The following is a 12137-nucleotide window of genomic DNA, read 5'->3' as shown; positions in this document are numbered from 1 at the left end:
TTCAGGATCCAAGTAATTCTTGAACTTATTTACCAGCTCTGAACTAGCTTCGTTACCGTCAGCATCCGTAATAGATACACGTACTGTATTTTCACCCTTCCAAAGTGGCTCTACCAAGGCCGAACCAACACCAACAAACTCACTTGCCCATTTTTTATATTGAGCAATATTCCCGTTCAAAGTCGGTGTTTTCAAGTACTCAATAGTCCGTTTACGGAGTTGTTTATCCGTCTCTTCGTCTTCTCCTACGACGATAACAGAGCCGATTTCTGCCCCTTTAAAACCATTCAACACATCAATATTGATGAGTTGACCTCTTACATAATTGGGAGCATTTCCGACTTGTTCAGCTACTACGCTATACTCAAATCCAGAGCGACGTTCTAAGACACGGAAATTATACTCACTATTAACCACACTGAAACGGGTTCCGAGTGGAATTTCCTGTTTGAATTGAACCAATCGAACTGATGCCGTGGCTGGCAAGCGTTCAACTCCGAACTGCCTACACAAACGAGTTAAGAAAATTCCAGTGCTTGTATCTAAAAAGTTGACTTCCTCATACGATTTTAAGACCGTATACTGAATAGCAACTTCTCGAGCAGCAGGCGCTACTAGATTGTACAAGACAGATCCTTGTCTTTTGTCATACTTATCATCAAACAAGGCCAGCATATCCTCTAAAATTTCTGGATATGTTTTTACCTTTATCATCGTTTCACCTCCAAATCCATTTCAAATGTTCCAAAATCACTATCAACCATGAACTGCACATAAAACTCATCTTTCTTTACCTTGGTAGAAAAAGAGTGAGCCTCATGAATCCTGTCGTCTTCATATAAGGCTTCTTTTATGCGCCGTGCGATATCCATTTGGGCATAGTCCATATCCCCACCAAATAGAGCATCTAATTCAACACCGTACCGATGGTCATAAATCGTATAGATGAACCGTTCAGTTGTCAGCATGCGTCTGATTGATTGCTTCAGAGCGTGGATACCATCTGTTTCTAGCAAGATATTGGTTTCATCTAGTGTTAAGCTAGGCTGTTTCTTAGCTTCGACAACATTTTTAGCGATGTTTAAAAAGTTTGTTTTAGGAGTACTCATTCATCAGAACCTCCTTTCACTTTGCGCTTGTAGTGGAATATCTTCTTGTACAAGACATAATAAAACCCTCCACCATCTTGTCTGATGAGATGAAGGGTTTGGCCTACGTACTCAGGATCCAATGTTTCATCGGTCCAGGTAACAGCAAGCATGGAATCATCTAAAATCAACTCATTGGTCAACTGGATTTTTAGTGGAGAAACCGATAAAACTACACCAGTTGTTATCTTGGCAAACTGACGATTTTCAATGAAATTACTAATCAATTTCTTTAGATTTTCTATTACTTCCATCTACTCACTTCCTGCCATAAATAATTTAATTTCCATCGTGTGCTTTTCTGCACTGAAGGAATGAGTTGCCTCTTCAATGACATACCATCCCTTCTTCTCAATATCCTTAACATCCACATAGACTGCATGACCTGCTAAAAAGTCAATACTTCCAATATCAGCTTTCAGACTGAACGTTTCTTTTGGACGGTTTTTCATCTTCAAGAGCATTTCGCCCCATTGCTTGATTTGCCCCTCAGTCGCTTTCTCGTCTACTTTTTTCATATACTGGAGTTTTCCCCAAGCACCGATATTGTAGCTGTCCTGATAGATGTAGACTTCTCTCTTTTTGGTTTCTTTGTTCTCTTGGATCAAGCGGACAATATTAGCACTATCCTCAATCGAACCTTCAAACTCAAAGCTAGACATAAAGGATTCATTTCCGATAATGTACTGGATTGGTAAGTTTTTCGGAGTCGTTAGTGTCAACTCTCCGAACTTGTCATACAAAACCAACAATTCTCCACTTTGTACCAAGGTCTCATCCATGGCCTCTTGGATAATATCCAGAGCCTTCTTATCTTCCTTCAATTGAGGCGATAAGGTCACGGCTGGGGCTTTTAGTTCCCCAATCTTCAAATCAAAATCTCCTGCGATTGCCGAGACGATTTGATTGACGTTTTTATCCTTGGCGACAAAGTTGATATTGCGTAGCAAATACTTTATCTGGTCATGGAAAGTCAAGGTTGTTTTGGTGTCTTTTTCGTACTTGACTTTGGTCAAATAACCAAAGAATACCTCTTTATCATCTAGCTTAAAAGCAAGTGGAGAACCGTATTCAAAGGCTACTTTTGTAGAGTTGTATAAGGTAATCTCCACGCTCCAAGCTGACCCTTTTCTAGTTGTCTTGAACTCAACTTTTTCAGACACAGTTGCTAAATCCCATGTATCTCCAGTTTTATTGTTCTGATAGAATAATTGCATCATGGTATCACAAACTCCTGTCCAGGATAAATCCAATGAGGGTCTTTGATTTTGTCTTTGTTGGCTTCGTAGATTTCAGTATATCGGCTGCCATCTCCGTAAAATGTCTGAGCAATTCCCCACAGTGTATCACCGCTCACAACCGTATGGCTTTTTTGAGCAGGTTTCTCTGTTGTGGCACTACGTTCTTCCGTAGCTTTCGCTTGCGGTTTCTTTTTAGTAGCCTCAAGTGCTTGCTTGTCTTTGATGGTGACCTTTCGTGGTTTGTGAGACCGATATTGTAAGAACTTAATCTTATAAATCAGGTCATCTTCATATCCCGTCTTGGTAGAGACATCAAACTGTTCCACTAGAAATTTCCCGTTAATAGCAGAACCAAAAGCACCCCCAATCATGAGTTGAATAGGAGTGCCTTCCGTCTTAAATTTACGAATAGAGGAGACAAAGGATTCTGGAGAAACACGGCTATTTCGTTGGTAGTTCCCATCGTACCTTCCACTAGGAATAAAAGATTCAAACTCAATCGATTGAAGCTCTGGATTTCCGACAAGCGGAACGTTACCAGTATCGATGATAGCGACTGTCTCAATTCCTTGCTTGTCCTCCAGTTTGATTTCTTCTGGATTCACTGGCAATTTAATGCCTTCGATAAATATAAACATCTGCTACCTCCTTCCTAGTAAGCCATAAGGCCGTCAGCGCCGTTATTCAAAGCGTCTACAATGGTTGCATTCAAATCATCCAATACATTAGCATACTGGCCAGCGTTGTTAATGGAGTCAATGTTGGTGACAATCTCTGGTTTCAAGGTAATAAAGTTCTGTTGCCACTTCATGGTCGCAACGTCCTTAATCAATTTGATGTATTCATCGTCCAGTTTGATTTCGTCTTCAATCTTGCCGACTTTGTCTAATTTACCACCTGTAGGATTGTGACCACCGCCTTGTCCTCCGTCGCCTTGTCCAGGGACTGAACTTGCTGGGCTTAGTTCGTAAGGTGTAGTGCCTTGGTCGCCCAAGAAATTATTTCCTGCACCATTGGCATCGCCAGCTCCTTTGAAGAAACCACCGACAGCCTTATCAATTCCTTGACCGAATTTATAGCCGTTATTAAAGGCTCCAAGAACGCTCCCTCCCTCTAAATAACCAATTTGCGGAGCGTCAAGGTGCGGAGTACTTAAGCTAGCCTTATGTTGTTTCAGACCATCTGCCAAGTGCAGTCCTTCAAAAGTCTTCTTGACTGGTTTTTCCATGCTGTCAATGGCGTTCGCAATATCACCGGCAAAGTTCGTCCGACCAAGAGAAACCGTTCCAACAGCGCTTAGATTTAGACCGAACCCATTTAAGAAGCCAATCATTTTATTAAAGCCCCCAAGAACAGAGTTAATCATGCCCTCGACTGCACCGATAACACTATTGACCATGCTGTCTACAAATCCAGCGATAGCGACCGCCATATCACGGCCACCTTGGGCAATATCGTACCAAGCGCTTTGAACTTGGAAAGACATCTCGTTCCATAAGTTAACAGCACCAGTAACAAACCAGTCGATAAAGTCTAAAATACCTATTAAAATAGTTAAGATAGCCTGATAGAGAAACATCCAGAATGCTATTGCGGTATTAACATACCAAAAGACGCCTTGTAGCATCATATTAATCACCCAGATAGCTGCATTGGCAATACTAAGAAGTATATTCCAAATGGTCATTCCTAGGTAAAATATAGCCCCTATGATGATTCCTGTAGCTGATACAGCTGCGCCAGTAAGATTGTTAAACCATGTTACCAAAGCATAAAATAGACCAATAAGAATGATGACTGCCATTACAATTAACATGATTGGATTCATTGCCATAACTGCATTAAAACCAGCCATTGCTGTTTTAGCCACGTTGGTAGCGATACTAAATAGTTTAGTGGCGATTTCTGCTGCGTTCATTGCGACTATATAAGTACCAATAGCGATTGCTACAGCAATAATAATCGGTTGAATGACAGACCAGTTATCAGCCACAAATTGAGCAATCGGCGCCAACATACTCCAAACAGCCCCAATCATATCCATGGCAAAGATAACGGCTTGGACGACATATTGAAGCACCGTGGCTACAATCTGGGCAAATTGTTGGAAAGCTGACGAGTTCACTATCTGATTTATCTTAATCGATATTGGCTCAAGTGCCTTGGTCACAAAGTTCAGGAAGTTCTGCCATGCCCTGCCCCAAGTTAGGGGCATATTGCGGAATTGCTTGTCAATCGTATCGCTTGCTTCCAGCATGGCTGTTTTGACAATATCGGCCGTAATCTTCCCGTCTGCTCCAAGTTTCTTAACCTCGCCCACGGCTAACGCCTAGCTTGTTTGCAATAGCTTGGATTAAGGCTGGTGAAGTTTCAGCTAGAGAACGCAACTCGTCACCCTGCAACTTACCACTAGCCATAGCCTGAGTAAGCTGAAGCATGGCGCTTTTTTGTTCTTCGATACTTGCGCCACCGACCACAAAGGACTTGTTCATAGTTTCCAAAAAGGCAATTGTCTCACTGTTGTTTTGGAAAACATCGCCAGCCTGCATCCGCATCTTAGCTACACCGTTCGCCATGGTTGTATAGGCTGAACCTGTACGTTGTGCGGATGTATAAATAGACTTTTGTAGTTGCTCTGTCGTCTGCGTACCATCACGGATCATATCTAAACGAGCGTGCATGTTGGCATATTCGTCTGACATATTTATAGCTTGTTTGGCAGTTTTAACGACTGCAATACTAGCTAAAGCAGTCTTTAGCAAGCCTTTCAAAGATACTAACCTACTTAATTTGTTAGAAGCGTTATTCGAAGCATTCCCTAAATCTCTTAGAGCCAGTTCTTCTTTTTTTAGTCCTGTAGCTGCTAGAGTTGCACTGTTGACAAACCTACCGTTGACATCAACGACTCGCCCAGCTTTATTGACAAAATATTGACCAGAATCACCAGCTTTTTTCATAGCGGACTCTTGCGCCTTCATGGCTTTATCTATGCCAGAACCTGCATTTTTGACACGCTCCATAGTCGCATAGATTTTATTTAAAGTGCCTGTGACTCTATCGGTCAAAGACATGGTTGTTTGTATATTTGCCAATAGAATCACCTCACTTCTTCATTGCTTTTTTACGTTGTTTCGCCTCTTCGTGCATGACTGCAGCGAAAAAGGCTTTTTCTTCTACATCCATATTCACAAATTCACTAGGGCGAATGTAATAGTTTACGAGGGCGAAGTAGGCAAGTTGTGCCTCCGCGTCCTCTTTTATTAGTTTTTTGCCTCGTCAACCTTGTCTTGGAATGTTTGGTTGATACCGCTGAGTTCGGTCACAGCTTCCAAAATCAAGGCGCTTTCGCCCCAATTAAACATAGTACCGAATAACTCAGAAGCTCCCATTGTTCCATACGAATCTTGCAATTCTTTATCGTTAAGGTCAGGAACCACGATAGACGCAATACAGATTTCACGGTTATATTTAACACCGTCAAAGACACGCTCTTGACGTCCATTACGACCAGGCTTATTGACAAAGCAACGATCATTGATTAAGTCCGCTTCACGGGCGCTCAACACTCGAATTTTAACTGGTTCCTCAAAAGAAGGAAGCAAGACATCCTTAGTCTCTTCCCCTTTTTTATTTTGTTTCAAAAATGCTTTTAATCCACTCACCACTATTTCCTCCTTGTGTTAGTATGTAATTTCTTGGAATTCTGATAAGATATCAAAATCTTGGAATGTGAAGTCCGTTTCTTCGTCAATGACCTCATCTGCTGATCCATCAAGTTTAAAGATAAGCGATTCTTTGAACAGAACCCCTTTCAAAACGATGGTATAGCGACCTGCACGAGATGTGCGGTCTTCGTTTGTACACTTGATATCGATACGAGGCAAAATACCTTGTTTGACATAGTTTAAAGCCATCGTCTTTAATTCTGGGCGGTGGTAGTACATCTTCAACGAACCTGTACCTTCTGCACCGACAATCTTACCACCCTTCATACGAGAGTTGAGAGGGGTAACATCAGCTTTTGTATATTCAACCTTCGCTTCTAGCGAGATAAGCTCTGCTAGTTCGTATTGCTTGTCATTGATTGTAAAGAAGACCGTTCCTTCTTTAGCAGACAAAGCATCCAATTGGTTCATAATAGCCATTAGCTAGTTTCTCCTTTCTTAATCACAGATAACCGTCATGTACAAGATTTCCATAGCGTCCGTCAAGACAACTGGCAAGTTTACCACGACGGATTCTTTTGTGATACCTTGTGAAATCTCAATATCTTTGGCTTTATACTCCAATGCTTGCTTTTGAGCAAGTGGGTCAAGGACCATTGTGATGATTCGCTGTTTAAACAACTCACGACCATTCACGTTGTTTGGCACTTTACCGATGAAGTAGTTCTCAAAGATATACTTGACATTGGTATTGATATTATCCATGGTACGGACAAGTTTGTTCTTACCAAAGATACGACTGTGTTCTGCCGTATAGCTAGTAAATGAGTTCACATCTGACAGGATAATAACTTTTTCATTTCGATAAGCAAAGATAAGCTGACCTTTATTGATGAGCTTTTCAGCCTCTGCTTCGTTCTTACGCTCACAGTCGATAGCGCCTGGATAAGACTTGAATGTATTGGATTGCAAGCCAGCCCCTGCATACTTACCAGCTACGAAGTATACACAGTCCTTAGCGCTTAGTTTCGTACCATCACTTAATGTAACCCCGTTACCGACTGATACAACACCTTCATCATCAGCGTCCGTGTAATCGTTCAATACTGCAATAACTGAACGACCAGCGTCACGCCATTTCTTGATATGAGCCGTAACAAGCGCTTTTGTTGCACTTTCATCTGTACCCAGAGCCAAGACACGGAAGTCTTGAGTATCGAGTGCATTTAGGAAATCTTCAACCTCTGAATTGGTTGTAGCTCCATCAGTACCACCTTCAAGCAAGATTGTTTTATCTTCTGTTGTTAAAGTGCCCGTTACATTCACGTAGTCATTCTTAAATGGCAAGGCTGTGATGATTTGTTTATCAACTTCTTTTCCAAAGAAAACAGTCGTCACTTCAAAGCCAGTCTCGACTTGTTTCTTGAAGATAACATGAATATGGTTACCAGCCAATCCTTTGTATTTCGCTGTAACGACCATATCGCTTTCTGTTTTCGTTGCCTGTAGCCCAGTGTTGTTCACACCGTTGTAGACAAGAACCTTACCAGTTCCTTTCAAGGCTTCACGAATCGGAAGAAGTTCGTCAATCGGTTTGCCAAATAGTCGGCGGAAGTTGCTTGTACCGTCAACAAGGGTAAAAGCACCAGGCTCTCCCCAAGATCCAGCAATCATAACTGCTGCAATCGTATTGTCTTCCAAAGGAATAATCACATCATCTCTTGATACGAAATTGATGTAGGCCTTTGGAACTCGTTTATTCTGTACTCTCCATTGTGCCATTAGTTAGCCACTCCCTTTCTCCAGTCTTCTAAAATGCGTTTTACTTCTGCTAGTGAGTATGACTGGTCATCTTCCAGCAAAATGTTTAACAAAGTTGCATCATCTTCAAAATACTTGAGTAATGCCTCTTTGCCAAATTTATCTTCAGTGGTTGGTACCACTGGTTCGGTTACATAACCTAGTTCTTCATTCATTTCCATGAGAAGTTTCACCTATCCTTTCTAATATTTGCATTCTTGGTTCTTCTTCAACCCATCGTACGTATCGAGTGATTGTAAATGTGCATATCAAGTCATTGGCATTGTATTCCATCTTCAAGTCATTGATAGGGTACTTATCCCCCAAATAACGAAAAGAAGGCGAATTAAACACCATTTCAATCTCTTCAAACTTTTGGTATAAGTCTGTTGTTTTTTCGGTGTAGTAATGCAGCAAGACAATAAAAACCTGCTTATCGTTTTGGTTTGCCAACCGTTTGCGAGTCACAGGCTTCACATCTACAATAAAACAAGGTGTTTTCAATCCTTGCTGGATTTGTTCATCATACACCTTGCACCCAAACACATCTTTGAGTTGCTTAATGACGAGTGGTCTAATACTATAATCCACCTAGCTCCTCCTTTAGCCTCTCTTCGATTTGTTGCGCGATTTGTGGGATTTTTTGTTTAATCTGTTCTTCTGTCAGTCTCATCATGAAGCGCCCTTCTACCCAAGGATTGACCAAGCGCTTACCAATTGCAGGGACATAACGCCCTACTTGTTGACGGTGTCCACTTTCGACGAAAGAAGCATACTCCATAGGGTTAAATGCGATAACCTCGTACACGTTTCCGTTTTTGGTCACTTCCATCTTCCACGATTGATTTAACTTGCCTGTTAAGCCCTTTGGTGTTCGTTCCTTAACCTCTTTCAAAAAGGCTAGGCCGATATCTTTAGCAGCCTGCATAAACTCAGAATCAATAATTGCCTGAGCCCGTTCAAGGCGTTTTAAGAACTCTTGAACATCACTATCATCATAGCCACTCATGTCGTCTCACCACAATTTCTTGATGTGTGACATAGACCATCGGGTCTTCACTGGTCAGGTACTGAACACCATCTACGACCAATTTACTACCAGCTTTGATAGCAAATTTAGGCGAACAGAAAATCTTGTGTTCTGTCTTGAGTTGGTGCGCTTCGTTCTGCTCTGTATTCACTAAGTTACGAACAGAGATACGACAGGGAACCTTCTTGTGGATTTCTTTGAATTCTACAAAATCAGCTCCGTTGGGTTTCGTACCCTCGACAGTAGCAAACACATCCATCTTTTTATCATAGGTCCATTCAATGCTTGGTGTTGCCTGAGATAGAACATCATTGATATTCATCCTACCACCTCAACTTTCTGAACCGCTGTAGCTGACTGGTAAAGTCTAATAAGACACTTTCAGCACGTCTGGCAAGGTCTGACTTCCCCAATTCGACACGAGTATCTCCAACGGAAATATTCTTGCCTTGGACAGCTTGGTCAGGATTACAAACAACATAAACCATCTGCATGGCCACAAATCGCAACTCTAAAGGAAAATCCTCACGATTACAGTAGTTAAGAATGTTCTGCATAACTTCATCGACCACTAACTCTTCTGGATAGCCTAAATAACGTTGTTCGTACAAGTCAATCAAGGCTTGTCTAGCATCTTCATTATGCTTTTGAATCTCTTCCGATATTCTCTTCTCCATCAGCAGAACCTCTCTTTCTACTTATCGTCCTTAGTGGATTTCTTAGATAGTTTTTCAAGTTCAGCTAGAGCTTGGTCACGTTCAGCAACTACTGCTTTGTACTCTTGAATAGTATAAGTACGTCCGTTAGTTGCTGGCTCTACGACTACATACTCACCATCTTTGATTTCAACCACATCGTAACCATCTTCAAGGAAGGTTACTTTTTCTAGTTCATCAATATCTAGTACACGATTGTCTTTTTTTACTGTTATCATTTTCTATCCCCCTCTTTAAGGCGCGACGACAAAGGCTAGACCTTCATGTTTAGTCTGGAATAGCAATACATCATCGTAAGATTGTTCGTAGTACAAGTAGTTGCCGCTTGAAGAAGCGCTTGGTGCGTCAAGTCCTACAAATTCATATTTTTGTGGCGCTGCCATACATGGAATATGAATCAAGAAGAAATGGATTTGTTTAGCAGTTGGGTCAACCTTAGCTCCATTGGTGAAATTGTACAAGGTCTTCATACGGTCAGATGGAATAGATGGCTCAATCGTCACATCGTCCAAACGACCAATAGAACGGTCAATAACTGTACCTTGACCGTGGATATTAACAGTACGACCAAATTGCTTGATGTTCTTGATCATACGTTTAACTGCTGGTGTACAGAAAATAACACGACCTTCAGCTGGTACGCCAGCTTCGTCCATTTGTTCCATCAATTCATCAAATGTTGCGAGGAAGTTTTCCTCGGTCAAATTCAATGACTTAATTTGTTTACTTTCTGTATCAAGTGCTTTCTTACGTGAGAATAATTTAGATACCATGAATTTATCCATTTCTGGGACTTTTTCAGTATCGTTGAATGTTTTAGTAATGTTAGCAATGGAAGTAACATAGTTATTTTCATCAACATCTGATGGGTCTACTAGTGTTGACCAGTAACGCTCATTAGTCAATGTGTATGTTTCCCATTGGTTTTCATAGTTAGCGTCAATATTCGTAATCGTGCGACGTGTACGATCTTTACGTCCTTCTTTAATCAAAAGACGTGGTACTTTCACTTCTTTAGCTCCTGTGAACTTCAAAAGCGTGTTTGATGGAGAGTTCCAAAGTTTGTTAGTGAATAACAATCCGTTTTCACTGTAGCGTTTTTGCAAACCTTGTTGATAAGATTGTGCATAGTTCAATGTTGCTGGCATATCTGTTCCTCTTTTCTATTTTTGATTATAGATCTGACGTAAACGCATTAATCATCTGCGTTGTCAGGTCATTAGCAACTGTTTCTTCTTGTGTTGCCCCTTGTGGTTTAGCACCAGCGATATGTGGTTCTACAGCCTTTTCTGGAGCAAATAAAAAGCCTTTAGATTCCTTCAAAGCCGTCAACTGTTCATCTAATCCAGTCACTACTCCGTTGTCACCTAATCCCAATTTAGACTTATCTAGTAGACTAGACACGATTCCAGCGTCATGAACCTTACCACTCAAGTGCATTTCAATAGCATGATCTAGTTGCATTGTCTTGAGTTGTTGTTCATGTTCCTTCTGTTGTGTCTTGTACTTGCTGTCCAAGTCTGAGTATTTTTGTTGTAGGTCAGCATTGCCCTCAGCGTCTTGTTTGAGCTGTTTCATGTCCTTATCACGCTCTTTCAACTGGTCTTGCAAGCCCTTGGCATTGTCTTCTGCAGCAGACACCTTCGCTTGTAGGTCCTGTGTTGATTTGCCATGTTCAGACATAACTGCTTCAACTTGTTCTTCAGTCAATCCTAACTGTTCCAAAAATTTACGATTCATTTCTTTTCCTCCTGTACGTTTGTTTAACGTGGCAACGACCACGGCATTTTGGTAAAGTAAAAAAGCCTTTTAACGCCATGCCCAGGGCGAAAGAAAACCGTACGGGATTCCATACGGTTAGAGCATAAGAAAACCGCCTCGATTTCGATGCGGTTAGGTTTCTAATACAATATCTTCGGCAGTTCCTACATAGATATCTTTAACTTCTAATTCACAATCCAAAAAATCAATAGGAGAATCTCCTTCCAAATACTTGTTTTCGTGATATACGTGAATATAGTTTTCTTCACTCATTATTTTACAAATTTCTTTAACTTTCATTTTAGATACCTTTCTGAGTACGAAAAAAGCACTTAGATTTCTCTAGGTGCTCTTAGTAATTATATCCAGCTTCTTTTTTCATTTTGTCGAAATCGCTTTTTACTTTAGGATTCAACATGTATTTTTCAGCTAAAGGCCCATAACCTACATTTTCCGGATGTTGCAGTATTTCTCTTACAGTATCTATATCGTCCTCACTTGGAGAATTAGGAAATTCCATCCATTTGTAAAAAGAATCTAACAAGATTTCAACAACAAAAACCCTTCTTTTCAAATCAACCAAAGCGCAACGTCCGTCCACTAAGGTTACTAGCACATTTTTCCTTGCAATATCTAACCCGATTATATTATTTAATTCGAACAAATCTATCACCTTCTCTCATAAATAATTTTATTCCGATTTTTTTCAGTGCTTCCACTTGTTTATTTGTTGGCTTGCTGTCTGTAGAATACATGCTAGAGACATCAGATAAGAG

Annotated in this window: 20 protein-coding genes; all 20 read right to left on the bottom strand. The window is 40.8% G+C overall.

What is annotated here, in order from left to right; translation table 11 throughout:
• A partial coding sequence (locus SMIDD26_RS03860; RefSeq protein WP_167747466.1) for a baseplate J/gp47 family protein occupies positions 1–714 on the bottom strand: 714 nt, incomplete at its 3' end.
• Positions 711–1109 (bottom strand): DUF2634 domain-containing protein, encoded by a 399-nt coding sequence (locus SMIDD26_RS03855; protein WP_000106741.1) that lies wholly within the window; start codon positions 1107–1109, stop codon positions 711–713. The genes SMIDD26_RS03860 and SMIDD26_RS03855, both read right to left, overlap by 4 nt.
• Positions 1106–1402 carry a DUF2577 family protein gene (locus SMIDD26_RS03850; RefSeq protein ID WP_000451988.1) on the bottom strand — a complete coding sequence of 99 codons (297 nt, stop codon included), beginning with the start codon at positions 1400–1402 and terminating at the stop codon, positions 1106–1108. The genes SMIDD26_RS03855 and SMIDD26_RS03850 overlap by 4 nt, the downstream gene beginning before the upstream one ends.
• Entirely contained in the window at positions 1403–2368 is a 966-nt protein-coding gene (locus SMIDD26_RS03845) for an XkdQ/YqbQ family protein (RefSeq protein WP_050390750.1), read from the bottom strand.
• The gene (locus SMIDD26_RS03840) at positions 2365–3027 is read right to left on the bottom strand and encodes a LysM peptidoglycan-binding domain-containing protein (RefSeq protein WP_061439038.1); all 663 of its coding nucleotides are present in this window, start codon (positions 3025–3027) and stop codon (positions 2365–2367) included. Before SMIDD26_RS03840 ends, SMIDD26_RS03845 begins: the two co-directional genes overlap by 4 nt.
• A gap of 14 nt (positions 3028–3041) precedes the next feature.
• Positions 3042–4709: a tape measure protein gene (locus tag SMIDD26_RS03835; RefSeq protein ID WP_061439036.1), complete on the bottom strand. Its 1668-nt coding sequence runs from the start codon at positions 4707–4709 to the stop codon at positions 3042–3044.
• Positions 4696–5481 (bottom strand): tape measure protein, encoded by a 786-nt coding sequence (locus SMIDD26_RS13480; RefSeq protein WP_167747465.1) that lies wholly within the window; start codon positions 5479–5481, stop codon positions 4696–4698. Before SMIDD26_RS13480 ends, SMIDD26_RS03835 begins: the two co-directional genes overlap by 14 nt.
• Before the next feature lie 168 nt (positions 5482–5649).
• A complete protein-coding gene (locus SMIDD26_RS03825) occupies positions 5650–6051 on the bottom strand; it encodes a phage tail assembly chaperone (protein ID WP_061439172.1) in 402 nt (133 codons plus the stop codon).
• A gap of 18 nt (positions 6052–6069) precedes the next feature.
• A complete protein-coding gene (locus SMIDD26_RS03820; RefSeq protein ID WP_049512708.1) occupies positions 6070–6534 on the bottom strand; it encodes a phage tail tube protein in 465 nt (154 codons plus the stop codon).
• 18 nt (positions 6535–6552) lie between these two features.
• Positions 6553–7836, bottom strand: coding sequence for a phage tail sheath subtilisin-like domain-containing protein (locus SMIDD26_RS03815; RefSeq protein WP_061439032.1), 1284 nt, complete (start codon positions 7834–7836; stop codon positions 6553–6555).
• Complete coding sequence (locus SMIDD26_RS03810) at positions 7836–8036, bottom strand: hypothetical protein (RefSeq protein WP_061439030.1); 201 nt, start codon at positions 8034–8036, stop codon at positions 7836–7838. Before SMIDD26_RS03810 ends, SMIDD26_RS03815 begins: the two co-directional genes overlap by 1 nt.
• Positions 8023–8445, bottom strand: a complete 423-nt coding sequence (locus SMIDD26_RS03805; protein WP_061439029.1) for a phage tail terminator family protein — start codon at positions 8443–8445, stop codon at positions 8023–8025. The genes SMIDD26_RS03810 and SMIDD26_RS03805 overlap by 14 nt, the downstream gene beginning before the upstream one ends.
• Positions 8435–8863, bottom strand: coding sequence for an HK97 gp10 family phage protein (locus tag SMIDD26_RS03800; protein WP_061439027.1), 429 nt, complete (start codon positions 8861–8863; stop codon positions 8435–8437). The genes SMIDD26_RS03805 and SMIDD26_RS03800 overlap by 11 nt, the downstream gene beginning before the upstream one ends.
• Positions 8850–9206 carry a hypothetical protein gene (locus tag SMIDD26_RS03795; protein ID WP_061439025.1) on the bottom strand — a complete coding sequence of 119 codons (357 nt, stop codon included), beginning with the start codon at positions 9204–9206 and terminating at the stop codon, positions 8850–8852. Before SMIDD26_RS03795 ends, SMIDD26_RS03800 begins: the two co-directional genes overlap by 14 nt.
• Position 9207: 1 nt before the next feature.
• Positions 9208–9561 carry a hypothetical protein gene (locus SMIDD26_RS03790; RefSeq protein WP_061439023.1) on the bottom strand — a complete coding sequence of 118 codons (354 nt, stop codon included), beginning with the start codon at positions 9559–9561 and terminating at the stop codon, positions 9208–9210.
• Positions 9562–9578: 17 nt separating this feature from the next.
• Positions 9579–9818, bottom strand: a complete 240-nt coding sequence (locus SMIDD26_RS03785; protein ID WP_061439021.1) for a hypothetical protein — start codon at positions 9816–9818, stop codon at positions 9579–9581.
• 15 nt (positions 9819–9833) lie between these two features.
• A complete protein-coding gene (locus SMIDD26_RS03780; protein WP_061439019.1) occupies positions 9834–10748 on the bottom strand; it encodes a hypothetical protein in 915 nt (304 codons plus the stop codon).
• Positions 10749–10773: 25 nt separating this feature from the next.
• A complete protein-coding gene (locus SMIDD26_RS03775) occupies positions 10774–11340 on the bottom strand; it encodes a phage scaffolding protein (RefSeq protein ID WP_061439018.1) in 567 nt (188 codons plus the stop codon).
• A gap of 153 nt (positions 11341–11493) precedes the next feature.
• Positions 11494–11661 (bottom strand): hypothetical protein, encoded by a 168-nt coding sequence (locus SMIDD26_RS12195; RefSeq protein WP_167747464.1) that lies wholly within the window; start codon positions 11659–11661, stop codon positions 11494–11496.
• Between the two features lie 52 nt (positions 11662–11713).
• On the bottom strand, positions 11714–12025 hold the full coding sequence (locus SMIDD26_RS03770; protein ID WP_061439016.1) for a hypothetical protein: 312 nt from the start codon (positions 12023–12025) through the stop codon (positions 11714–11716).
• Between the last annotated feature and the right edge of the window lie 112 nt (positions 12026–12137).

The sequence above is a fragment of the Streptococcus mitis genome, assembly GCF_001579035.1.
GTDB lineage: Bacteria > Bacillota > Bacilli > Lactobacillales > Streptococcaceae > Streptococcus > Streptococcus mitis_J.
The sequence above is the reverse complement of the archived record's forward strand: the minus strand, read 5'-3'. Positions and strand labels throughout refer to the sequence as shown.